Origin of the sequence: Rhodococcus sp. HNM0563 (assembly GCF_012726195.1) — a bacterium.
In the GTDB taxonomy this organism is placed as follows: domain Bacteria; phylum Actinomycetota; class Actinomycetes; order Mycobacteriales; family Mycobacteriaceae; genus Rhodococcus.
Window position 1 is genome coordinate 367371 of record NZ_JAASAF010000003.1, and the last position, 24515, is coordinate 391885.

The 24515-nt window shown below is 64.6% G+C and carries 22 protein-coding genes; all 22 read right to left on the bottom strand.

The genetic code is table 11. The annotated features are described in order from the left end of the window. Complete coding sequence (eno, locus tag HCA61_RS08715; RefSeq protein WP_169687755.1) at window positions 1–1287, bottom strand: phosphopyruvate hydratase; 1287 nt, start codon at window positions 1285–1287, stop codon at window positions 1–3. A gap of 127 nt (window positions 1288–1414) precedes the next feature. After that, window positions 1415–2176: a lytic murein transglycosylase gene (locus HCA61_RS08720; protein WP_247272880.1), complete on the bottom strand. Its 762-nt coding sequence runs from the start codon at window positions 2174–2176 to the stop codon at window positions 1415–1417. Window positions 2177–2279: 103 nt separating this feature from the next. Then, entirely contained in the window at window positions 2280–3290 is a 1011-nt protein-coding gene (gene galE / locus HCA61_RS08725; RefSeq protein ID WP_169687756.1) for a UDP-glucose 4-epimerase GalE, read from the bottom strand. Between the two features lie 72 nt (window positions 3291–3362). Continuing rightward, window positions 3363–4811 carry a sugar transferase gene (locus HCA61_RS08730; protein ID WP_206039795.1) on the bottom strand — a complete coding sequence of 483 codons (1449 nt, stop codon included), beginning with the start codon at window positions 4809–4811 and terminating at the stop codon, window positions 3363–3365. A gap of 93 nt (window positions 4812–4904) precedes the next feature. Further along, on the bottom strand, window positions 4905–6812 hold the full coding sequence (locus HCA61_RS08735; protein WP_169687757.1) for a sensor domain-containing phosphodiesterase: 1908 nt from the start codon (window positions 6810–6812) through the stop codon (window positions 4905–4907). 12 nt (window positions 6813–6824) lie between these two features. Next, entirely contained in the window at window positions 6825–9002 is a 2178-nt protein-coding gene (locus HCA61_RS08740; RefSeq protein ID WP_169687758.1) for an Rv1355c family protein, read from the bottom strand. After that, window positions 8999–9820 carry a hypothetical protein gene (locus tag HCA61_RS08745; RefSeq protein ID WP_206039796.1) on the bottom strand — a complete coding sequence of 274 codons (822 nt, stop codon included), beginning with the start codon at window positions 9818–9820 and terminating at the stop codon, window positions 8999–9001. The genes HCA61_RS08740 and HCA61_RS08745 overlap by 4 nt, the downstream gene beginning before the upstream one ends. A gap of 45 nt (window positions 9821–9865) precedes the next feature. Then, window positions 9866–10291 carry a hypothetical protein gene (locus HCA61_RS08750; RefSeq protein ID WP_169687760.1) on the bottom strand — a complete coding sequence of 142 codons (426 nt, stop codon included), beginning with the start codon at window positions 10289–10291 and terminating at the stop codon, window positions 9866–9868. Continuing rightward, a complete protein-coding gene (locus HCA61_RS08755) occupies window positions 10288–10752 on the bottom strand; it encodes an effector binding domain-containing protein (RefSeq protein WP_169687761.1) in 465 nt (154 codons plus the stop codon). Before HCA61_RS08755 ends, HCA61_RS08750 begins: the two co-directional genes overlap by 4 nt. Before the next feature lie 197 nt (window positions 10753–10949). Beyond that, the gene (locus HCA61_RS08760) at window positions 10950–12092 is read right to left on the bottom strand and encodes a xylan 1,4-beta-xylosidase (protein WP_346777520.1); all 1143 of its coding nucleotides are present in this window, start codon (window positions 12090–12092) and stop codon (window positions 10950–10952) included. A 231-nt stretch (window positions 12093–12323) separates the two neighbouring features. Continuing rightward, window positions 12324–12485 carry a hypothetical protein gene (locus HCA61_RS08765; RefSeq protein WP_169687762.1) on the bottom strand — a complete coding sequence of 54 codons (162 nt, stop codon included), beginning with the start codon at window positions 12483–12485 and terminating at the stop codon, window positions 12324–12326. A gap of 41 nt (window positions 12486–12526) precedes the next feature. After that, window positions 12527–13375 (bottom strand): hypothetical protein, encoded by an 849-nt coding sequence (locus HCA61_RS08770; protein WP_206039797.1) that lies wholly within the window; start codon window positions 13373–13375, stop codon window positions 12527–12529. Beyond that, window positions 13372–14799 (bottom strand): lysine 2,3-aminomutase, encoded by a 1428-nt coding sequence (locus HCA61_RS08775; RefSeq protein ID WP_169687763.1) that lies wholly within the window; start codon window positions 14797–14799, stop codon window positions 13372–13374. The genes HCA61_RS08770 and HCA61_RS08775 overlap by 4 nt, the downstream gene beginning before the upstream one ends. After that, a complete protein-coding gene (locus HCA61_RS08780) occupies window positions 14796–16184 on the bottom strand; it encodes an FAD-dependent oxidoreductase (protein WP_346777521.1) in 1389 nt (462 codons plus the stop codon). The genes HCA61_RS08775 and HCA61_RS08780 overlap by 4 nt, the downstream gene beginning before the upstream one ends. Next, window positions 16181–16402, bottom strand: coding sequence for an acyl carrier protein (locus HCA61_RS08785; RefSeq protein ID WP_169687764.1), 222 nt, complete (start codon window positions 16400–16402; stop codon window positions 16181–16183). Before HCA61_RS08785 ends, HCA61_RS08780 begins: the two co-directional genes overlap by 4 nt. Further along, complete coding sequence (locus HCA61_RS08790) at window positions 16399–18033, bottom strand: AMP-binding protein (protein WP_240959044.1); 1635 nt, start codon at window positions 18031–18033, stop codon at window positions 16399–16401. The genes HCA61_RS08785 and HCA61_RS08790 overlap by 4 nt, the downstream gene beginning before the upstream one ends. Next, on the bottom strand, window positions 18030–20165 hold the full coding sequence (locus tag HCA61_RS08795; protein ID WP_169687765.1) for a hypothetical protein: 2136 nt from the start codon (window positions 20163–20165) through the stop codon (window positions 18030–18032). Before HCA61_RS08795 ends, HCA61_RS08790 begins: the two co-directional genes overlap by 4 nt. Beyond that, entirely contained in the window at window positions 20156–21553 is a 1398-nt protein-coding gene (locus tag HCA61_RS08800) for a hypothetical protein (protein WP_206039798.1), read from the bottom strand. The genes HCA61_RS08795 and HCA61_RS08800 overlap by 10 nt, the downstream gene beginning before the upstream one ends. Continuing rightward, the gene (locus HCA61_RS08805; protein ID WP_169687766.1) at window positions 21546–22340 is read right to left on the bottom strand and encodes a polysaccharide deacetylase family protein; all 795 of its coding nucleotides are present in this window, start codon (window positions 22338–22340) and stop codon (window positions 21546–21548) included. Before HCA61_RS08805 ends, HCA61_RS08800 begins: the two co-directional genes overlap by 8 nt. Continuing rightward, window positions 22337–23305: a glycosyltransferase family 2 protein gene (locus HCA61_RS08810; protein ID WP_169687767.1), complete on the bottom strand. Its 969-nt coding sequence runs from the start codon at window positions 23303–23305 to the stop codon at window positions 22337–22339. The genes HCA61_RS08805 and HCA61_RS08810 overlap by 4 nt, the downstream gene beginning before the upstream one ends. Continuing rightward, window positions 23302–23718, bottom strand: a complete 417-nt coding sequence (locus tag HCA61_RS08815) for a hypothetical protein (protein WP_169687768.1) — start codon at window positions 23716–23718, stop codon at window positions 23302–23304. Before HCA61_RS08815 ends, HCA61_RS08810 begins: the two co-directional genes overlap by 4 nt. Further along, window positions 23708–24514, bottom strand: coding sequence for an NAD-dependent epimerase/dehydratase family protein (locus HCA61_RS08820; RefSeq protein ID WP_169687769.1), 807 nt, complete (start codon window positions 24512–24514; stop codon window positions 23708–23710). Before HCA61_RS08820 ends, HCA61_RS08815 begins: the two co-directional genes overlap by 11 nt. Between the last annotated feature and the right edge of the window lies 1 nt (window position 24515).

Genomic DNA, 24515 nt, shown 5'->3' on the forward strand with positions numbered 1-24515 from the left:
TCAGCCCTCGAGGTTGAAGCGCGGGAACGCGAGCTCGCCGGCGTAGCGGGCAGCGTCGCCGAGCGATTCCTCGATGCGCAGGAGCTGGTTGTACTTGGCGACACGCTCGCTGCGGGCGGGGGCACCGGTCTTGATCTGGCCACTGCCCACGGCGACCGCGAGATCGGCGATGGTGGTGTCCTCGGTCTCACCGGAGCGATGGCTCATCATCGTCTTGTAGCCGTTGCGGTGTGCGAGGTCGACGGCGTCGAGGGTCTCGGTGAGCGTGCCGATCTGGTTGACCTTCACGAGCAGCGCGTTGGCCGCACCCTTGAGGATGCCGTCTTCGAGGCGCTCCGGGTTGGTGACGAACAGGTCGTCGCCGACGAGCTGGATCTTGTTGCCGATCTTGTCGGTCAACGCGACCCAGCCCTCCCAGTCGTCTTCCGACAGGGGGTCCTCGATCGAGACCAGCGGGTACGCCGAGAGCAGCTCGTCGTAGAAGTCCGCGAGTTCATCGGCGGTGCGGTTCTTGCCCTCGAATGCGTAGCCGGTGCCCTCGGTGTAGAACTCGGTGGCGGCGACGTCCAGCGCGAGCGCGACATCGCTGCCGAGCTTCAGGCCGGTCTTCGCGATGGCCTCGCTGATCAGATCGAGTGCTTCCTTGGTGCCCGCAACGTCCGGCGCGAACCCGCCTTCGTCGCCGAGTCCGGTGGCCAGCCCCTTCGCCTTGAGTACCGACTTGAGCGAGTGGTACACCTCGGTGCCCCAGCGCAGGGACTCCTTGAAGGTGGCAGCGCCGATGGGGGCGACCATGAACTCCTGGACGTCGACGCCGGTATCGGCGTGAGCACCACCGTTGAGGATGTTCATCATCGGCACCGGAAGGATGTGAGCGTTCGGGCCACCCAGGTAGCGGTACAGCTCGAGGCCCGAGGTCTCTGCGCCGGCCTTGGCGACGGCCAGCGACGCGCCGAGCAGCGCGTTTGCGCCGAGGCGGCCCTTGTCGGGAGTGCCGTCGGCGTCGAGCAGCGCCTGGTCGACGGTGCGCTGTTCGGTGGCATCCAGACCGATGATGGCCGGGGCGATCTCGTCGAGAACGGCCTCGACGGCCTTTTCGACGCCCTTGCCGTTGTAGCGGTCGCCGCCGTCACGCAGCTCGACGGCCTCGTGCTCGCCGGTGGAGGCACCGGACGGCACGGCAGCGCGGGCGAAACTTCCGTCCTCGAGCAGCACCTCGACCTCGACTGTGGGGTTGCCACGGGAGTCGAGGATCTCGCGGGCTCCTACCTGCTCAATGATGGCCACTGGCTGATTCTCCTTCGATGGACTTCACGCTGCGGGGTCTGCACGCTGGGGACAGCCTAACCGCCACGACCAGGCAGTGAAGCACGGGCGCGCCGCCCGGAGAAGTACGGGCGCGTCGACTCGGCCGTCACGGCCGCACACCCACGCTGTATGCGGCGGCGCGGTCGCGGACCAGGGCGAGATAGTCGCCCGAGTAGTTGTAGGCCATCAAGGCCCTCGTCCAGCCTTCCGGAGTGGTGAGATCTCCGCCTCGATCACACAGGTAGCGTCCCGCTGAGAGAGCTGCGTCGTCGATGTTGTCCGGTTCGGCGACACCGTCACCGTTCGCGTCGACACCCCAGCTCTTCCATGTTTCGGGGATGAACTGCAGCGGACCCATCGCCCGGTCGAGGATGGGATCGCCGTCGAGCTCGCCTCCGTCGGTGTCGCGGATCTCGGCGAGGCCGGGTCCGCCGTCGAGCGGAACCCCGCGGATCTGAGGTGTCGCGGTCCCGTTCTCGTCGAGGCTCGCTCTCCCGTGCCTGCCGTGGTTGCTCTCGACGCTGCCGATCCCCGCGAGGGTGGTCCACGCCAGTCCGCATTCGCTGTTCGACGAGGCGAGAACTGCCGCGGCGTGCCCGTATGCCTCCAGCGCGACGACCGGGATCCCCAGTGTGTCGGCCTGAGGTTCTGCCCAATCACGTAGGAGGGCAGAGGTCCGGCCCGGACCTTCGAAATCGATGGGCGGCACGGGCACACCGGGGCCGGGCGGAACACCGTCGGGAACCTCTATTCGTGGCAGCTGGGGCGAACGGAGGTTGGAACCCACCGCGATGATCACCACCACTATCAGCGCGCTGAATACGAGCAGCGGCCAGGCCGAGCGACGACGTCGTGGAGCGGGATACACATCTCCATCTTCCACATGCCCGAAGAACCGCAGGTGAACGCGCCTGCGCGGGTGATCACGAAGATCACCCGCGCAGACTCGGACGGTGGAAACCCCGAGGGGTCTAATGGGCTCCCACCGCGAGTGCAGCGCCCTGTTTCGACGCCGTCATCGCGGCCGCCCTCGACGCCGACCATGCTTCCCACGCGCTGCCGACGATGTCGTCCAGGTCGTGCTGCGCCTTCCAACCGAGTTCCGCGCAGATCCGGCCGGCATCGGCAACCACTCGGGCCGGGTCGCCGGGACGAGGATCGGTGATCCGCCAGTCGAACGGCACACCGCTCGCCTCGCGTGCCGCACGCATCACGTCGAGCACGCTGGCACCGCACCCACAGCCCACGTTGTAGACGGTTCCCATGGTCTCGGCGTCCATGGCGTCGACGACGGTGGCATGTGCGTCGGCGAGATCGGTGACGTGAATGTAGTCGCGGATGCAGGTGCCGTCGGGGGTGTCGTAGGTGTCGCCGAACACTGCGGGCGCCTCGCCGCGGTCGATCGCCTGGAACACACGGGGAACGAGGTTGTGGACGCCTCGGTCCGCAAGTTCTTTCCCTCCGGCGCCGGCCACATTGAAGTAGCGGAGTGCGGCCCAGCTCAACCCTTCTGCGGCAGCGATGTCACGAAGCAACCACTCGCACATGAGTTTGCTTCTCCCGTAGGGTGATTGAGGAAGTGTGGCGGCCTCTTCGGTGACGGTCGCGTCGCCCACGGTGCCGTAGACCGCGGCGCTGGACGAGAACACGATCCTCCGCACGTCCATCCGGACCATCGCCGCAAGGACACTCTGCATGCCGTACACGTTCTGCCGGTAGTAGTAGGAGGGACGGGTGATGGACTCGTCCACGGCTTTCCGCCCGGCGAGGTGCACCACTTGGTCGACGTCGTACCTGTCGATCACGTCCATCAGGAAATCTGTGTCGAGGACGCTCCCCACTTCGACGGGCACGCCGGCGGGGAGCAGTTCCGGGTGCCCGGCCGACAGGTCGTCCACCACCACCACTTCGCGGCCACCCGACCTCAGGGCGCGCACGACATGGGTACCGATGTATCCGGCGCCTCCGGTCACCAACAACATGGCTTCCACCCTTCATGCCAGGAGAGTTGCACGTACTCGAAAAGTTCTCTTACTCGGTTCGATTCGGTCGGGTCAGGTCGTCTTGTTGCCATGGATAACAGCGCCGAAGGTCCTGCACAGGATCGACAGATCCATTACGAAAGACCAGTTTTCGACATATCGGAGATCCGCCCGGTCTGCTTCCTCCGACGAGGGATTGCAGGCTCCGCCGATCCGCCACAATCCGGTGAAACCCGGTTTGACGACCAGGCGGTGTGCCCCGCCCCGGCCGCCGTACCAGGACCGGCACTCGAGTGGCACCCGAGGTCCGACGAGCGCCAAGGTGCCTCCCACCACGTTGAACAGTTCGGGTAGTTCGTCGATGAAGTGCCTGCGAAGGAACCTGCCGACCCTGCCCGTCCGGAGATCGTCTCGAAACGCATACACGGCGAATGCGCGACCGTCGCGCCCCACCCGGTCCCGCTCGAGGAGCACAGGACCCGAACCGTCGAATCGGATGGTCGCAGCAACGAGTGCGAGCACGGGCGCAAGGACGATGAGAAGCAGCAATGCGAACACCCGGTCGGCGATGTTCTTCGCGACCCATGTCGGGCCACTGTACCGAGGCGCACTCACCTGCAGCAGAGGAAGACCGGCAAGGGGCGAGATGTGCAGGCGCGGACCGACGACGTCGATGAGGATCGGGGCGATGATGAGATCCACCCCGACGCTCTCGAGGTCGCGATCGAGGGTCCGCATTCGCGCGCACGAACACCTGTCGGACGGGAGCAGTGCGACCGCGTCGAACTTGTGGACCTCGGCGACCCTGAGGATGTCGGCGTCGGTTCCCAGTACCGGAACGTCGTCTATCGCCACTGGCGGTGCGAGTGGAGCGTCTCCCTCCGCGTCGACAGCAAGGCAGACACCCTCCACCTTCCAACCGGATTTCTCCGGTCCGTTCGTGCGACCGACGAGTTCATGGACCTCTTCCGCATTCCCGACGACGAGGACGGAGCGCAGCCATTTTCCTCGACTCCGGACACGCAACACTATGATCCGCATCATCTTTCGAGTTGCGAGCGTCAGCGCCAGCGCCAGCGGAAGCGCACCGAAAATGTACATCCCGGCCTGAGCCGCACCCAGCATGTATGCAAGGATCGCCGATGCTGCAATCGCATAGAGATAGGCACGGACGATTCTGCGGTACTCTTCCGGGCCCGATCCCAGAATTCTTCTGTCCCAGCATTTCTGAGATGCAACGGACAGCACCGTGACGACGATGCAGATCACGAGAACGGCAACCCTCTGCCCATCGGCGAGTGCGACGTTCGGGTGGTATCCGACGGCGACGATGAGGTTTGCCAGGGCGAGACAGAGCAGGTCGCAGCACAGCACCGAGACTTTGTAGCGACGCTCCCATCGCGCGGGACGCACGATGCGGTCGGGCACGACGATTCCGGGCGCAGCGAACGCACGAACCGGAGCAGTCGAGTTTCGTACTGGTGCGGCGACTGCGTCATACCCGCCGATACGCTTGTACATCAAGGTCACCCCTGTTCGGAGCCGTCGGACCCCCGACACTCAAACCGTACCTTGAGACTGTTTTATCCGCAATAACAAACTATAGGTTCGTCGCTAGAGTGCGACGTCTCCGAGGAACATCCGGTGGGAATTGCCGCCGACGACGTTCCAGGGCAACGCGAGCGCACCGACCTCCAGCAGCCGCTGGATCTCCTCCGGCCCCTTCGGCATGCTCATCAGAAAACCCTGCGCCCGAACACAACCCACGTCGAGAAGGTAGCTCACCGCACCCACGGATTCGACACCCTCGGCCACCACATCGAGCCCGAAGGACGCGGCCAGCCCGACGATCGAATCGATGATGACTCTGTCGCCTTCGCTTCGATCGAGATTCTGCACGAACACCTTGTCGATCTTGAGGGTGTCGACAGGAAGAGACTTGAGATGACCGAGAGAACTGTATCCGGTTCCGAAGTCGTCGATTGCGATCCGCACTCCCAATCGCTCGAGTTTCGAGAGCGTGGACCGTGTACGCCGCAGGTCGCCGACAACCACATTCTCGGTGATCTCGAGGCACAATTCCGAGCCGAGGAGACCGTACTGCTCTAGAACCTGCTTCACATAGATGTCGAAATCCATGGAAACCAACTGAACCGGCGACACATTGACACTCATGATCAGGTCGAGTTCTCGGAAATCACGCTTCCACTGCCCCAGCTGTGCGCATGCAGTATCGATCACCCAGGCACCGAGTTCACCTGCCAGATTGGTGGATTCGGCGACCTCGATGAACTCCAGCGGTTGCAGTTTTCCCAGCACCGGGTGGTTCCATCGCACCAGCGCTTCGAGCCCCAGTATCCTGCCGGTGCGCAGATCGACCTCGGGTTGGTATTCGAGCATCAGGTGGTCGTCGTCGATCGACGTGCGCAGGTTCATCTCGATGATCGTTCGCCGCTCGCCCATATCGTTCATGTCTTCGGTGAATACGCCGACACTGTTCCCACCCTGCGCCTTCGCAGACATCATTGCCTGGTCGGCCCGGCTGAGCAGAGTGACCGCCAAGACCTCGCCGGGTTCGCCGAGCGCGACCCCCACACTCACACCGCGCCCGACCGTCTGGCCGTCCAAGGCGACGGACTCTCCGACATGTTGCAGCATCGCTTCTGCCCGACCGGTCACCTCGTCCAGTGTCGCGGGACCGTCGAGCACCACCACGAATTCATCGCCACCCAGCCGCGCGACCATGTCGTCACGCCCGTTTCCATCCGACAAACGTTGAGCGATCCGGCACAGGTAGGTGTCGGCTGCGCGGTGACCAAGAAAATCGTTGAGTGCCTTCAGCCGATCGAGATCGAGGAACAGCACTCCGACAGGACCGGGCTTACCTGCGCACAATCGGTCGTCGAGATACTCGAACAGAGCGCGCCTGCTCGCAAGTCCCGTCAGCGCATCATGATAGGCCGCGTACCTCAGATCCTCCTCCGCACGAATCCGTGCCTGCACCTGGGTCAGCAATGCGGCGATCAATTTCAGCGTGATGACCTCGTTGTCGTTCCAGGCCCGATCGCCTTCTTTGATCAGTCCCAACGCGCCGGTCGTGATCGGTCCGGAAACGAGGGGTACGGCCGCCACTGACACATTCGGCATCCCCGACCCCTCGAAGACCCGGTGCTCGTATCCCTCCCAGCCGGGATCGGAGGCCGCCTGCGTGCGCGGGCGACTCAGCAACGGCTCCTTCATCGTGGCGGAAGCCGCGAAGATCGGGTCCGCATTGTGGAAGTGGATCACCCCGAGCGGGTCGGGATCCGGGATTGCCGGCCTCTGCGGCCATTCGGCGACCAGACGCGTGGCACCGGCGTCATGGTCGTTGTACCGGAGGAACGCGGTGTCGACTCCGAAGTGTTCGACGAGTTCGCGGAGCACTTCCCGCGCCGCGACCACCTGAGTGGCGGCATCGGCAGGCATCAGGTGCGCGGCGATGCGGGTGACCAGTGCATCCAGCGTATGTTCCGTACCGGGCATCGCTGTCCTCCTTCAGCTCTGTCCACTCCGGTGCCTGTACCGGACTCGGTCCGGACGACGGCGGCTGCGTTCTGCGGCGTGCCGAGTCCTCCCGACCCGCAGGACGAGCGCAATTCGGTCGTCGTCCGCCACTCCCAGCGACACGCTGAGCTTTTCGCGCATCGCATCGAGGGCACTGGCGTGCCTGCGCGACAGCCGCTCCAGGTCGGCGAACGTGTCGGCGTACAGGAAGACCGGTGAGACCGGCTGGACCGCAAGCCCGAGGGCCTGCGCACGCACCCACACGCTTTCGACCACGGTGCCTGCACGGACGTAGTCGCGTGCAGCGCCTCCTTCGGTCACGATCGTCACCAGGGCGGCGCTTCCTCGTACGCGGTCTCTCGTGATGCGTCCGAGCCCGCCGCCGAGCCCCCAGTGGTCGAGTTGGTCGAGCACGTCGTCGCGCAGGACGACGTCGAGCATCGCGCTCTCCGCTGCGTCGAGTCCGAGTGAGTTCACCTCGATACCACTGTCGGCGTTCTTGCTTCCGGGCCGGCGCAACTCCCCCACCATGTCTCGCCTGAGTTCTCCGGTCAGGTAGCGGATCCGGTCCGACTCGGCCAGAATCTCGGCGCTCTCGTCGAGCGCTGCCGGATCGGTCACGACTCGGATCCGACCGCCTTCCGAGTCCGCCGCCGCATGCAACGCCGCGATCTCCCCGGCCGCGAGATCGCGGTCATCGCTGGGATGCCGGTTCGTCTCACGCGCGAGCATCGGGCCGTACAGCTCCGAGAGGTAGGGATCGGCACCGTCGCCGAATTCCAGCATCGCGACGGGACGAGTCGTATCGATTCTGTCAGCAGGAAGCAGTCTCACCGGACCGAGGATTCCGTGAGCCGCTGCGGCTACTTTCGCGTTGAACAGAGCTGCCCCGACAGCGACGCAGCTCCCCCGATGATGCAAGTCCATCAGTACCGGAGGAGGCTCCGGCGCTATCGAGAAGAAGAGCCGGCGCTGCTCGACGGTGATCGACCAAGGCTGGCTGTTGCCCCCGGACGGCGCCCGAACCGCTGCGCGCAGCACCGCATCGAGCGGCCCCTTCGACACCGGCTCGTCGGTCGGTTGTGCCGATGGCTCGGCTACTTTCGCCTCCGGCGATTCCAACTGCCTGAGAGATTCGTCGAGGTCGATCCGCCCGCGCCCAGAATCCACGTTGTACCCGAGCACAATTCGTCGGATCACCTCAGTGACCGTCGCGCCGCCGAGTGCCACGTCGCTTGCCAGTTGCGGCCAGGCTTCGAGCGTCTCGTCGATCTCCAGCATGGATGCGGCCAATCGCGTCGACAGTTCGCCGGCACCGAGGATTCGCAGTACGTGCGGCACCTTGTCTCGGCTGGACAACCCCGTAAGAGCCTCGATATCGACGTCACCGAGCAACCCGTGGAACGGTCGGCGCTCCGGCTCGAGGTCGAACCTCTCGACATCGACCAGACCCCGGTCGCTGGTATGCATCACGACAGGCATCCGCCTTCGCGCCGCTTCCACCCTCGAGAGCAACTTCACATCCAGCGAATCGCATTCGTCCACCAAGACGTCGAGACCGTCGAGGAAATCGCCCACGGTGTCGGGCGTGACCCCACCCGACCACACCTTGACGGGCAGGTAGGGATCAACCTCGGCGATACGACGCGCGGCGATCACCGCCTTGTTGAGTCCCAGATCGAGCAAGGTGGCAGGCACCCGGTTCAGGTTCGACAACTCCAAACCGTCGAAATCGGCCAGCCGGATCTCACCGCAGACCCCCTCGAGGGCGAGAGTGTGCGCCACGGCATGGCCGACGCTGAGACCGACGACCCCGACGGTCGCAGACTGCAGCCGCTCCTGTTCTGCAGTGGTGATCTTGTTTCGGTTGCGATCGAGACGCAGCCGCCTGAACGACGCCGGTCCGAGCACCCGTACCGCGGTACGCCGCCACGGGTAGTACACCCACCGTGGTGCCTCCTCGGGGGCGGCGAGGCCACCGAGACGACGCAGTCCGTCGCGCTGCTGCGTCAACCGATCGACCAGTGCGACGCCCAGTTCGTCGCGCAATCGCTCGAGTTCGACCGTATGGTTCGAATGTTCCTCGGACAAGAGCACCGCGGTGTGCACCTCGTCCTCGCCGCGCTCTGCGTCTGCGACCCTCCCGCCGGGAAGGGACCCCGGGCTCATCCGACCTCCGATGTCAGGAGCTTCTCGAGCTCGCGAGTCCGCTCGCATGATCTGCTCTCCAGGACGTCCCAGAGCAGCAGACGCGTCCGGTACCGCGAATCCGGATATGGGCACGGCGGAACGCTCTCGACGATACGAGCACCGGATTGCGTCCACATCTCCAAGGCGTTGTGGGCCGCTGTGCCCACGAGATATCTGGCGCCGAGGAGCTCCATGCAATAGGTCGTGGTTCGCGCGACCGAGGTGCTCAGTTGTCGTCGTCTCGGAATTCCGGCAGCTACCCACCCCATCTTGGATTCGACCAGCCCGTGGGCCAGACATTCGCCGAGTACCCGGCGGAGCACGGCCCGGTGCACCGGATCGGTCCACTCGACCATCGGATGCGCGTCGTCGACACTTCGATACGGCCCCAGCGCCCGAGACCCTCCCACCACCGCGCCCTCCGCATCGAGGGCTGCGAAGAAGTAGGTCGTCGAGACTCCATCGATGATCTTGTCGTATTCCACAGCCGTTTCGACACCGTACTTCCGGTACGCGGTGAGCGCGCCGGCAACGAATTCCGTCCACAGGGCCGGTTCCGCAGCCGGGGATGCTGCGACGAAACGGTATCCGGACTTCTCGTCATGGAATTCGAGTGTTCGCCCCACGAACAGCGGAGACGGATCTTCGGCTCTGCGGTCCACATCGGCCTCCGTTGGGCGGCCGTGCTTCGCATCGGACAACCACACATCGGACGCCCGCACGTCGACGACCTCGACGAACCGCCGTTCGCGCCCGCCCACGACCGGTGGCATGGTTACACCGATATGGTCACCCATTCCGGCACCACTCGTCACCGTTACCGGAATTCTGAGGCCGATTGATCATCTCAGGGACACATACAAGTCGGCTTCACCGCGCTCCGGAAGAACGAGAATCTCCTCCGTGAATGCTCGCGTGATCTCACCCCTCTTGTCAGCAGCCTCGACCTGATCCCACAGATCCTCGCATCGATCGGATGATCCACCCTCGGGCACGAACCGCGCAGCGTACGTTTCGGAGACCCTGACCAGCGAATCTCCGATCGTCAGCTCGTCGATGTTGTCGCAGCGATATCCGGCGACGGCAGACCATCCCGCTTCGGGATGTCTGACGTAGACCACCGTGATGTCCCCGACACCGCGCTCGCGGAGCCGCTCCAGAGTGAAGTTCATCAGGTCTGCAGCAGGGCCGAGAACCCCGGGCGCGGCACCCGGCACCACGAGCCCGCCCACCTGATACGGACCGACTTTGACAATGGTGAATGTCATTGTAGGTCACCGCACTTCGTAGAGCGCACGGCAATGTACAGGTCGACTCCGAAGGCATGCGGATAGTATTCGAAGTCCCCGGTGAAGGTCCGCTCGATCTCGCCGCGACGCTCCGCTGCCCAGATCTCCTCCCACAAGCGGGTGAAGATCTCGGCGAAATCGTCGCCCGTTACCGAGAATTTGGCGTACGTACCTGCCGGTAGGCGGGAGACCATGTATCCGGTGGGCACATCGTCGAGCGACTCGCAGCAGTACCCGACCGTCTGTATGTAGTAGGAACCGACCTCCTCGGCATGATCGGTGTATGTCGACGCGAGCGGACCTGCGGTCTCTCCGTTCAGGACTGCGAACCACGCTTTCTCCAGATGCGGGTCGCGCACCTTGCCGAGCGCCCGGCGTGGACTCCTCACGGGCAGGCCTGCGACAAGGGTTTCTTTACGATCGATCAATCGGAACGGCATCGGGTGTACCTCCATGCAGCACGAGCTTCCCCTACGCGCGCTGCCCGACCCCTCGCACGCAGTACCGGGACGATTCGAGATTAGGTCCAAAGTCGCCCGGTTTCAAACGTTCCTGAAAATCAACCTGAAGTATGTTTCCAGTCGGCTATTGAGTTTATGAGTTTTTTACTATCGGATGCGGACCGAGAACGCGGGATCTAGCCCGCAGTGCCGCCCCATGAGTCCGCCGCCGTGAACCATCTGACCTCGTAAGCCGACCACTCGAACTGCCTGCCGTCGACGGAAGCACTGGTCGTCGTGTCCCTGGTATTGACGATCACGCGAGCGAGGTCGGTCTCGAGCGCGAGCAATCCGTCCGCCAACCGCACCGTCCGCCGATCGACAGTCGATGGAAACCAACGAGCGAAGCGCTGGAGGACATCGAGGAACGGGAGCGGCCGACCTCCGTCGGCGTTCCAGGTGTCCGTCCAGAGGCAAGTCGCACACTCCGCCCCATCAGGTCGGGGGTTCCAGTAGAGGACCGTGTCTGCGCCGCTCCCTGCGAGCTCGATCATCGCGGCGACGCGCAGAGCAACCTGACGCTCCCATGACCAGCCGGGCCCCGGTGGCTCGACATACCACTCGGCCCACCAGATGGGCAGACCGACCTGCTCGCGGAGCCACTCATTGACCGCCGCGAACTTCTGCACTGCCGTGAACTCGTCCGGCGCACCCTGAGCCGTGGTTGCGTGGGCATCGACGACAACGAAGTCGGCGCCCTTCCGATGCATGTTCCAGAAGATGAATGCATCCAGGTACCGTTGGTCCACTGCTCCCCACGGACCCTCCAGCTGCGGCGAAGTACCGAGCGCACCCACCGGCTTACTCGCGAATTCGAGGTAAGGCCCGCCGACCTGGTTCGCCGGATCCACTGCCTTCACTGCGTCGTACACCGCGTTGTACAAGGTGGTGTATCCCTGCGCGTCCCAGCGATCGATCTCGTCGTCGAAGAATCCTTTGAACTCGTTCCACACGAGAAAGTGGCGGACCTGAGGATAACGCCGTGCCACTTCGGCACTCAGTGCGGCGAAATCAGCGAAGTGTTCGGGACTCGGAGCCACCTCGAGGCGGTCCCAATCGGTCTCCCCTGGTTCGCCACCTTTCATCCAGTCCGGAGCGCAGCACAGCACTATCACCGGAGTGCCATCGCTATGGAGAATGAATTCCATTCGACGGTCGAGACTTTCGAAGTCGTACTGGCCGGGTGACGGCTCCGGGTTGTCCACTCCCCACCCCATGATGGCCTGCGCCTGCACCATCGGCACCGACCCGACGGCCCTTTCTGCAGCAGCAATCGCCACGGGGTTACCGGTGTCGGCGCTGAATTGCGTATGGGTGAAACCCCAGCCTGGGGTCCGGATGCTCTCGACTCCAGTCGACGGAGGAATCCCGGGGGATCCCAGGTGCACAGCGAAAAGCACTGCCACCACGGCCGTCGCGAACGGCAACCTGACCGTGCCCCACCGCCGAATCGCTCTTCGTACGGCCGGTCCCGTCCGGATGCGATGCGTCATGGCCCCGAGACCTCGGTGTCAGGCATGCGTCGATCCGTGCTCGGACGGCGCGTGTTCCCCTTGCGGAATGCGCGCTCGGAGGCCGAGAAACAGCACAACATCGACCACCACGAGCAGGAGAAACACGGCCGCGAACACTACGACAAGTATCACTAGTGCGTTGATCACCATCTCTGTCATGCTGATCAGATCCCTTTCCCATCGTCGTATTCAGTGCCCGGCTACCACGGGACACACACGAGTTCGCTGTAGAGGTCGTCGATCTGCGCAGGCTCCAGGTCGGCACTGCGGTACATCTTGGGCCAGCTGTCCAACTCGAACGACATCCGTGGCCTACGCTCGATCAGCCTCAGCTCGGCAAGCGTCGCCACAAGTCCGTGCCGCACCAGCAGGTGTCGCGTCAACGGCATCAGGGCACGTTGGAACAGGCCCGGATTACTCACATGCAGAACGATGGCGAATACCGGTATGCCCTTGTACCGACACTTCCGGTACATGACGTAGCAGGATTCCTGCCCACGGAGCACCACGAGATGGCGCGCAGCAAGCGCATGTGCGTGGTCACGGTAGAGGTCGAACTCGACGCCGGTGAGCGTGCGCGCGATGACCTGCGGGTCGGAACTCACCCTCGTTCGCGAGGGCACCGTCGGCCACGGGAGATTGGGGATGAGCGCCGCAGACGTATCGAGGAATCGGAACTTCCTCCAGGACAGAATCTCCCGAGGCCCGTCGTCGGGAGAGAGCACGGTGAAGTGGTATCCGTCCTGCGCCAGCAATGCGTCGAGCAACGACATACTGCGTGCCCGATAGTCGGACAACACGCACCACGATCCCATATTGCAGAACCGCTCCACTTGCCCCGCGACCCGGCGCTGGGAGTAGAGAGCCAGCAATGTGCCCACCACATTCGGGCCGTCGCGCAACATGAATCCGTGATTCGGAGCGTCCACCTTCCACGGCACCGTCGCGCATGCCGACTCCCACGGCACGCGGTCATTGTGATTGACGCTCAAGAAGTCCGCGACCTCGCCGAGGTCGGCGTCGGTGATCGGGGCAAGCTCCACGGTCATGGCGCAGAGACCGTTCCGGAGGCATCGCACGGGACGGTGCACGAGTTCCGCCACCACGTCTGCCCGGAGGGCGGAAGTGTGTCGATCGGGTCGTAATACGGATAGACCCGGTTCAACGCATCGACGTCCATGCCGTCCAATCCAGTGCGATAGTTCTTGCTCCAGTGCGAGATACCGCGAATCCGGTCGTAGTAGACCACCTGGTGAACCCAGCGCTTGCCGACGAACGGGACATCGCACACGATCCGCGGGGTCGCGAATCCGGGTAGGTAACCCATGATCTCCTGCTGCAGTTGCTGCGCCTCCCACAGCGCGACCCGCCAGTGCTCGGCGTGGGGAATCATGTCGCACATGTAGAAGTAGTAGGGCAGGATGTTCGCTTCGCCCTGCAAGGCGAAACACAGATCGAGCAGGTCGGTGGTGGTGGCGTTCACCCCACGCAGCAACACTCCCTGGTTGCGCACATCGCGCAGACCGGCGTCGAGCAGTGCCCGCGTGGCCTCCGCAACCAGTGGAGTCACCGACTGCACATGGTTGATGTGGGTATGCAAAGCCAGATTGACGCCTCGATCCGCGGCGGTGCGCGCCACACGGGCAACTCCGTCGACCACCTTGTCCTGCAGCCAGTGCTGCGGCAACCCGGCAAGAGCCTTCGATGCCAAGCGGATATCGCGAACAGTCTCGATCTCGAGCAACTCCGCGACGAAGGCCTCCAGCCGCGGCCAGGGAAGATTCGCCACGTCGCCGCCGGAGACCACGACGTCGCGCACGGATGGCGTGGCACGCAGGTACTCCAGCATTCGTTCCTGCCGGTCGGCCGGCCGCAGCTCCAACTTCGCCTTACCGATCGTCGGTGTGGAATTACCGACGAGGTCCATCCGTGTGCAGTGTCCACAATATTGCGGACAGGTCGACAACAGCTCGGCAAGAACCTTGGTGGGGTACCGATGGGTCAACCCCTCTGTCGCCCACATTTCGCTCTCGTGCAACGAATCCCGCTCGGCGTACGGATGCGAGATCCACTGCGGATCACGATCGCTGAGTACGGGCAACATGTAGCGGCGGATCGGATCCGCATAGAAGGCCTCGGTGAAACCGCGGCGTGTCGCGCCCGACGGCGTCATGGTGTTCAGCATCTGCGGCGGCAGCAGCATCGACATCGTCGCACGTTCCTGCTGATCGGCAGCGAGATCGGCATAGAACTTCTCGTCCAGAAGATCGCCCATCACCGCGCGCAACTGCGCGATGTTCTTGACGGAGTGGGCGCGCTGCCATTGTGCATCACGCCACTCGGATTCGGTGACGGCCGACCATCCCGGATATCGTCGCCAGTCCGGCTCGATCAATTGCTTTCGCACGTACCTGTACGGCTGATCGGTGGCGTAGGCGAACCCGGTCTTCTCGCGTTCGATGTATGTGGTCATCGTGATACAACCTTCCGAGAATCGGTTTGCGAAATTCCGGCCGCGATCATCTCGGCGGCGACGCGACGACCGGACCTGATCGCGCCTTCCATGAGCCCGAAGAACTCCAGGCTCGTTTCGGTTCCGGCCCAGTGCACCCGGCCGTGGGGTTCGATCAGGCTCGGTCCGAGCCGCAACCAATCGCCGGGGCCGAACAGGGCGGCATAGCACCCCTTGCTGTACGTCTCGGACAGCCAATCGGTCACTGTGCACTGCGACGGCGCCGGCAGTTGCGGGAACAGCCGGCGGGTGTGGGCCAGCGCTGCCTCCCGCTGCTCCGCCTCCGACATCGCGGAGAAGGCGGAGGCCGCAGCACCCGTGACGAATCCGGTGAGAATGCCGACGGACTCATCCGGAGGCGAATCGTCGACGGTGGACAGCAACGGCCCCTGCGCACTCACCGACCACCCGGACAGGCCGCTGTCCCGCCAGATCGGCGACGGGTAACTCAGGTGTACCTTCACCGCGCACCCGCGGCCGGTCGCGGCCGTGGCACGCGGCTCGGGTAGCCCTGGCCGGAACTCGATCTGCTGCGCCAGCAGCGGCGGAATGGCGACCACGACGCGATCGGCCCGGTACGTGGTCGAGATCCCCTCGCTGTCCGGACCACAGGCCACCGTCACTCCGTCCCGATCCTGTTCGATCGCGAGAACCGGACGATCCAACCGCACTCGGTCACCGAGCCGGTCGGCGAGCGCCTCGCACAGCAGGTGCGAGCCCCCGTCGATCCGCCATTGCTGCGCACCGCCCTCGAACGCGTTGAGGTAGCGGATCCCACCGCCGGACGACAGGTAGAAAGCCATGTGGAGCACGGAGATCGACGCGGGGTCCGCCGCCATCATCTCGCCGAGGAACAGCGGGAGAAAGGTCTGCGCATCCGGATGATCGATCACGTCGGCCGCCCATTGTGCAACCGAGATCCGGTCGAGGCGTTCCGCATCCGGGCTCAGCCAGGGAGCATCGGTGCGCACCGACGCCACGATCTCGTCGAGCCGGTCGAACAGATCACCGAGCGCGACAGCCCCCAGCGGAGGCACCCTACCCGGCGTGGTTGTCCGCTGCCCCGCCATCAGAAAGGTGCTGTCCCCAGCCATCTCGGTGGAGGCCACGCCGAGTCCGTACTCGCGCAGCTGCGCGAGAAGTTCGGTGTGTCGCACGCCCAGATAGGCGGCTCCTCCGTCCGCTGAGATACCCGAGGACACCGGAATTCCATGCATCCGGCCGCCCACGCGATCTCGCGCCTCCAAGACAGTGACGACCGCGCCCGCGTTCACCAGATCGACCGCGGCGGTCAACCCCGCGAGTCCCGCACCGACCACGACGACCCGCATGCGCGTCCCGTTCACGACGCGACCGCCGTCACTTTGGCGGTCAGCTGCTCCGCGGTGGGCCCATCGAGGAAGTCGTCGTATGGCAGTTCGATTCCGAAATCACGGGCAATGGCACTGAGCACCCGCGTGGCCAGAAGTGAATCACCACCGAGTTCGAAGAAGTCGGAACCGGCATCGACGTCGGGGGTCTCGAGGACCCGGCGGAAGATCTGGACAATATGGTCAGAGTTCATCGTTCTGCTCCTTCGAGGTCACCGTTCAGTGCGGCACGCTGTGTCGCCGATCGATCGATTTTTCCGCTGGCGGTGTACTCCAGTCCTGAAACGAAATACACACGGGCAGGAACGAATTGGCTCGGTAGCCGCTCACGCAGGAAGCGCTTCAACTCGCGTGGCGTCGGTAGCGTCCCTGCGGCCGGGACCACATACGCCGTCAGCGACATTCGTCCCAGTAGCAGTTCTCCGACCACCACTGCACCCGCGACGGCGGGATGTGTAGTCAACTGCGCCTCGACTTCCGCCGGATGCACCCGGACGCCGAGTACCTTCAGCTGGTCGTCCGCACGCCCTCGTGAGAACACCGGGCCGGTCCCGCTGCGAGAGGCGAGATCACCTGTGCGAAACCACCGGGCCGGTCCCGTTCCGTGGTCGGCGACGGGGAACCCGGACGCTGTGTGCTCCGGCATGCCCAGATACCCGGTTGCCAGCGATGGCCCGGATACCAGGAGTTCACCGTCGTCGGTGATGTGATCGCGCACGTGGGGCAGCGGGCGCCCGATCGGTGCGTCGGAGGTGAGTGCCATGACCTCGGGTTCGGCGCCCGGGCCGCTGAGCCTCACAGCGTGGGTCACCATCGTCGTCTCGGTGCACCCGTAGGTATTGAGCAACACGACGTTTCCGACGGGGAGTTCTCGCCACTGCCGCAACCGGGTCGGATCGACCCGTTCACCCCCGATCACCACCAGTCGGAGGCTGCCCGGCAAGCCGATCTGCTCTTCGTGCAGGTAGAGCACGAGTTCGTGCCAGTACGCCGTCGGCAGGTCGATCATGGTGATCGCCTGCTCGGCCAGCATGCGCACGAAGGGCCGGAACGATCCGATGTGGGCCGCATCATCGAACACCACTGTTGCGCCGGTGATCAATGCGGGCACCATCTCTTCGAGACACGTGTCCCAGCCGAGAGAGGCGAATTGGAGAACACGGTCGTCGGGTGTGAGTTCGAAGAGGTCGCGCAGCGCGCGTGCCGTCACGGTCAGCGCATGCCGCGAGATCGCAACCGGCTTCGGAGTTCCTGTGGAACCCGAGGTACACAGCACATATGCCGGATCGTCCGGGAGCCAGGTAGGGCCCGACAGGTCGCCCTCCACCACTGCCGGGCTGTCGGACACGTCGAACCCACGGTTGTCCGATCCACCGCCGTCGAGATCGGCGATGATCACACGATCGACTCCGAGGGCCGCGGCGAGAGAATGTTTGCGGGCGCCGGGAAGCGCCGAGTCGATCGGACAGTAAGTGACACCTGCCTGAAGGATTCCGAACAGATGTTCCACCACGGCGGGCGTGTGCGACACGACCGCGCCGATCCGGCCCGATCCCCCGCCAGCGTCCGGCCGGATCGAGCGGTACCTCGATGCTGTGGAACGGACCCTTGCGGCGAGGTCCCCATAGGTGATGACGGACCCGTTGTACACGAGAGCCGCGTGGCCGGGCAGGTCGTGCGCCGCGGCGACGAAATCCGTCACCACGTCACCGGTGTGATCGATGGCGACCGGAGCGATATCGGGTCCGGAAAGAGTGTTGTGAGACATGAATTCCTCGCTGTCGAGAGAGTTCGGTTGCGGTGCGATTCGCTCCTTCTTCGTCATGACGTCAACATCGCGAAGCGCTCGAGAACGACGAGCACGAATCCGATGAGCAGTGGAATTGCAGCGAAGGTGAGGGGGCGCAGACGTTTGTATCTGTCGGGAGTGAGCCGCAGGCGCCACGCCTCACGCACACCCAAGGTGCCCACGAGCAAGATCAGGAAAGCCACGCCGACCCCGGTCCAGGGCGTGAGCCACACCTGCACTCCGGTGGACATCAGTGCCGTGTGTTCGGCTTCGGCATCCGGAGGCCAGTCGAGGGAATAGACCGTGGCGTCCTGGTTCTCCACGACCGTTCGCAGTCCGGGCGCGTCGGCCAACGAGGCGCGGAACTCGTCGCCCCAGCCCAGCGGGTATCCCTGGCCGAGCTCGACGAACGCTTCCTGGCTTCGAGTGGTGATCAGGTAGGTGTCCGGCCCCTTGTCACGGAGCGCCTGCAGCACGCCTGTCACATCCGACGGGTCGAGGGGGGCCATCGTGTTCGACCAGTGGACGCGTTCCACGTCGCGGTAACCGAGCGGCATGAACGGGGTGGAGTTGAGCTCGGGGACCGCAGTGACGTAGAGGAACCGCACGTCGTCGGTGGTCTGGTCGTAGACCGATCCCACTGCACTCACCGCGCCGCTGTCGATGCGCTCGAACGGCTCGTTACCGTAGCGGGTGACGAAGAAGGACAACATCATGACCAGTCCGAGCGCGCATGCAGCGCAGCGAGCAAGGAGAGAGGGCCGCGACACCGGGCGGGGAAACAGTGCAAGCGCGACGAGCACCGAGGCCGGGGCAAGTGCGAACAGGTAGACCCTCAACGCCATCTCGCCGCCGTAACTCTGCATGAAGGCCAGGCCGATCGGAGCGGTGATCAGGACGAGTAGTACACGGTCCTCGATTCCTCGCCGCCGGCGCCGGAGTAGCCCTACGCCTGCGATCACGAACACCAGTACCGTCGTGAGCATCCGGGCGCGCACCACCCATTGGTGCTCGGGGTTTCCGAGTTCTGCCCGATCAGAGATGTTCGCAGACACCGTCGATCCGACGTTCCCGACACCGCTCATCACCTCCCCGAAATGACCTCCCCAATACGCCTGGGTCATATAGCTGACCCAGGCGACGACGATCACGACGAGCAGTACGGGAAGTCCCCGGAGTACGCATCGGCGCGCGACGACCAGCCCCGCGGCGCTCAGGATCATGGCGAAGGGGGTCAGTTGGTGACAGACGGTTGCGGCAGCGAACAGACCCACCACGACGGCGAGGATCACCACTTGCTCCGACGGATCTGTCTTCCTCTGCGGCAGCTCCCCGCGCGATGCTTCACCCCAAACCCATCGCCACAGCCTGTTCCCCGGACGCAAGGGCCAGGGGGCATCCCCCGACGGTGAACGAGGTGTACGGAACCAGACGACGAGGAAGCCCACGAAGAGCAGGTAGAGCACCAGCGCGAAGCCCTGCGGCGAGAAGTAGTCCTGCCCGATCCAGTTGAGGAGACAGAAGAACATGGCCGCGAGCCATTTCGCCTGCCAGGACATCCGGAGTGGGCTCATCAGCAGCCCGAGTGCGACGAGATACAGCAGGTTGGTGCCCACCGAGGCCACGGACACCGCGGCATGCAGCGCAGACAGGTCTCCCGAACCGCCCCAGAACGCGGCGAGTGCAAAGAAGCCGGGCCAGGACCATCGGGCGTCGAGGTCCGGTGCGGTGGTTCCGGTTCGGGCGATGAACTCGACGAATCCGATGTGGACCCAGCTGATCGGGAACCGCGGCTCCGACTCGAGCAGCAGTGTGATGCCGTGCAGCATGAGCACGAGCAGGACCAGGTGGATACCGAGTAGCCAGGTGCGGCGGCGGTTCAACGACAACGTGCCGATGAAACCGAGCACGATCAGACCGGGCCCGAGCATGGTCGATACCGTCAGAACCGAAATCAGCCCGAGCCCGGTCATGGCTTGCAGATCGACGTTGCGCAGCCCGGCCAGGTACAACGCGACTGCCACGACGAGCGCAACGCAGAGAATCGCCACGGGCAGCCGTTGCCTGCGGTCTTGCGGAGGTAACGGCGGCTGCGCTTCGGTGTCGGTGCACTGTGGGTCGAAATCGGCCGGATCGGACCGGCGCTTGTCCGCGTCGATCAGGGACATACGCTCTCCTCGTATGTCTCGATCGGGGGGTCGCGCTGTGGGCGCTGCTTCAGGAGCCTGCCGAGATCCGGAAGCACCGTCAGCATGGTGACGAGTTGACCGAGCAACACCGCGACGCCCACTGCGGTAAGCCTCGGATCGCCGAACTGGGCGAATACCTGGTCGTACCGCTGCAGGAGCACCACCAACCCCAGGACTGCCGTCGCTCGCGCCGATTGGACGATGATGATCCGCCTGCTTCGGGTGCGTGCCCGCAGCGTCCCGAGGTAGATGTCCACCACTGCGCTGGCCAGGCTGGCGAGGGCGAGCAGTTGGAGCAGCGGCACTGCGTCGAGGTAGCCGTCGCCGAGTAGTCCCATGGCGTACGGAGCCGCGAGGCCGACCGCGACGAAACCTGCGACGAGCAGTCCCAGGGTCCTGATGAGCGCGGCGCGGCAGTAGTCGGCCAAACGCGAAGGGGCACAAACTCCTTCCACAGCAAGCGATACACCGGTGTTGATCGCCACGAGGTTCATCATGTTGGCGACGGACCAGGCCAGGAAGAAGTACGCGTAGGTATGCGGAGCAACCCGCAACGCCACCAGGACGGGGACGAGAAAGATCGTGCCGTACTGCAGTAGCGCTCCGAAGTAGTCGGCGGCGAAGAACCGGCCGACCTGTGAAGCTCGCACTGCGACATCGTGAGTCGACGTGCGCACGTGCCGCGGTAGTAGCTTGCCGAAGATCAACAGGTTCACCGGGAACACGACGATGAACATGGAGATGATCCAGGAGAAGAAGACCCCCGTACGGGGCATCGTCTCGGCGAGCAGTACGAGTAAGCCGAGCTTCGCGACGGCGAATGCCGCGTTCCACACGGGCACCCAGACGGCGACACGCAATCCGGTCAGGACACTGTCCTGCACCGTGATCACACTCGCGACCACCGCCGCGCCGATGAACCACAGTCGCATGTTCGGCTCGCGCAGGATGTCGTACGCCGGGCCGCCCAGTATGTCGAGCGCGAAGGTCAGGGCGACGGCCAGTACGGCGACCACTCCGGAGGTGAGCAGGTACACGAACACGACGACCCGGACGGTGCGCGTGCCGGTCTTGGGTATGAAGCGGTTCAGCGTACCCGCGAAGTTGGCCGACACCAGCCCGGTCAACAGCATCAGCGCAGAGATCGCAGCTGATCCGCGACCGACATCCGAATCGTCGTAGAAGTGCGCGGCGAGGATCCAGTACCCCAGGCCGAGTGCGCCGGTGATTCCGGTGTTGAGGACGAGCGCATAGGTGTTCCGCAGGAAGAGCGAACCGCTGCCCCGATCACCGACCGCCCGCTCGGCCACAACACGATCGCCGGTGGGTCCGCCGCCCGGATCGATCGCAAGCACGCTCTCAGCCATGTCGCGCGACCCGCTTACCTACACGACGGGCTCCGCGCACGGTCGCATACCCTGCGGTCAGAACCCGGTCCCGCAGGTAGAACTGCTTGTCACCGCGCATGATCGACGCGAAGTCGTTGTCGTCGGTACTTCGGCGGATGGTCAACCTCGGGATCATGAACGGGTCACCGGATGCAGTGGCGCGAATATTTCGCACGGCCGCCGCGCACCGATAGCCGGCTGCTCTGGCCGCGACCCGCACCCGCGGGGTCGAGTAACCGAAGGGGTAGGCGAGCGCATGGACGGGAGCGCCGACGCACTCCTCGAGGAGGATCCGTCCGATGCGAAGCTCCTCGCACAGTGCCGCATCACCACACTGGTCGAGTTGAGCGTGGCTGTGGCTGTGCGCCCCGATTTCGACACCCTCGCTCGCAAGCTCCCTGACCTGCGCCCAGTTCAGCATCGGTCCCAGCGGATGTCCGGCTGCATTGGAGCCTGCGTCGTCGATCCAGCCGCTCGTGACGAACACCGTCGCCGGGAATTCGTGCCGCCGAAGAATCGGCCAGGCGACCCGCGCGAAGTCCGCGTAGCCGTCGTCGAATGTGAGCACCACCGTTCTCTCCGACACGGGCCCATCCTTCGCCAGTGCATCGGCGAGGTGGGAGAAGGTCATCCCGGTGTAGCCGTTCTCTGCGAGAAAGGTGATCTGCCGGTCGAAGGCATCGGGATCGACGGAGAGACGACGGGTCGCGGCGGTGGGGGCTTCCGAAACCGAGTGGTACATGAGGACCGGAATCGACTCGTTCATGACGTCGCCGACATTGCAGATCGCCTGCGGAGCGGCACGCCCCCGCGCGCGTAGCCGGCTGCCGCGGAAAGGAGACCGACCGAGATCGCGTACGAACGCTCGATACCTGCTCGTTCTCCACGGAGCGCCTCCCCCAGCCCCCGCGCCACGCCTCGGGTGAGGGTGCGTGCGGTGTAGCTACGTTCCGCCGAGAGTCCATCTGCGACACCCACACTGCGCGTGACGGCCGCTTTGGACAGACCCTCGGCGAAGCAGCGGGAGCGGAAGTAGGAAAAAGTCTCTCGCGCAGCAGGTACGCGGTGCCAGATCACCGACTGTGGTTCGAAGACGAAGGTCCAGTCCGGTCGATGCTGGCGCACCCGGATGCAGAACTCCGTCTCCTCACACCCGAGGGGTCGGCTCTGCTCCGAAGTCCGGCCGATGTGACTCGGGAAACCCCCCGCGACCGAGAAGACCTCGCGGCGGAATGAAGCATTGCCGCCCAACAGGTTCCGCACCGGTCCCGCCTCTCGCCCGGTGAATGTGCATCCAAGGACCCAATCGAACTCTTCCGGAAACCATCGGGGCCGCCCGGATTCCCAGGAGGGAAGGGTGGTGCCTCCTACGCCGACGATGGTCTCGTCCACGTAGGCATCGCGGAAATGCCTGAGCCAGTCGGGATGAGCCACTGCATCATCGTCCAGGAAAGCCACCACATCACTGGTGGCCACCTCGACACCGGTGTCCTTGCCACCGGACAATCCACGTTGCTTCCGGTTCTCCACCACGGTCACGTCGGGTAGGGCCGCGCTGAAGAGTTCGTAGAGATCGGGATTGTGGTCGACGACGAGGACGATCTTCTGCGGCGGCGTCGTTTGATTCCGCACCGATTCGATCGCAGCGAGGGTGTCGTCCCAGCGCTCGAGCGTGTAGGCGCAGATCACCACATCCATGGTCATACTGCTCGGAGGTATTGCGGCGGTCATGGAACATCTTCCTTCGTATGTGGAAGCGAGTTGTGATCGTTCGGCACCAGCCACAGCACGGACGCGGTGAGGCCTACCGCGACCACACCTGCTGGGGGCGACCAGGCTTCGGCCGTCAACATCGTCTGTGCGATCAGCACGTTGATGACGAGGGAGCCTGCGGCCCCGACGATCAGAGCGAGTAGGACGTTGATGCCCGGTAGCAGCCGGACGAGTGCGATCAGCGGGGCTGCGACGACGAACATCACCACTATCAGCCGATCCGGGAGCCCCGGAAGATGAGGACTGTTCACGGCGATCGCCACTCCTCCGAGCGCCGTCGTTGCGGCGGCGACAAGGCGGTGCCCGAGTCGTGTGCCTCCTCGCGGTGCCCTGAGGGCTGTGAGAAGCCGGCCGGTGGTGTCACGACGCACAACGGACCTCCTCACCCTCCGGGTGCAGGCCGACCGCAGCAGTGCGCTCGAGGTCGGCACCTGAATCCGCTGGTATCTCCCAGGTCTCACCGGTTCGGATGCAGAAGGTGCCGGTGACCGACATGGGGGCCCGGCCCGCGCGGACGAATGCTTCGACAGCGTCGTCGAGGCAGACGCGGGCTGCAGTGTCGCCGACGCAGACACGGGCGTCAGTAGCGTAGGCGCGCCCGCCGTTCCCCTCGCGCGGATCGTAGACGTCGGCGAACGCCAGGCAGATCGGCGCCAGCCCGTACATCTGGGCATACGCATTCAGATAGAGCTCACCGGCCAGCTTGGCGGCCTCGCCGGGTGTGGCCGCAGCAGGAGACGAACTCCGTACCGCGGGAATCGGGCTCGCGTCGTCGCACCGAGGACTACCCGATGTCGCGTATACAACTCTGCGTACACCGGCCCGGCGACCGGCTTCGCAGACATTGATCGTGCCGAGCACGTTGATGCGGGCATCGAACTGCGGATCGGCCACCGACACTGCGGGATCCACCTGTGCGGCGAGGTGGAATATCACTTCCGGATTCGCTCCGGCCACGATGCCGAGCAGTTCGGGACATTGGATATCGCGCTGCAGCAGAACGAATCGATCCGCTCCGGGTTTCGTTCGGAGCAGGACACGTTCGAGATCCGCGGTGGTGCCCGAGCTGAGATCGTCGACGCCGACCACGTGGTGTCCTTCGGTGAGGAGTCGTTCGACCAGAGCCGACCCGATGAATCCTGCGGCACCGGTGACCAGTGTCCGCACG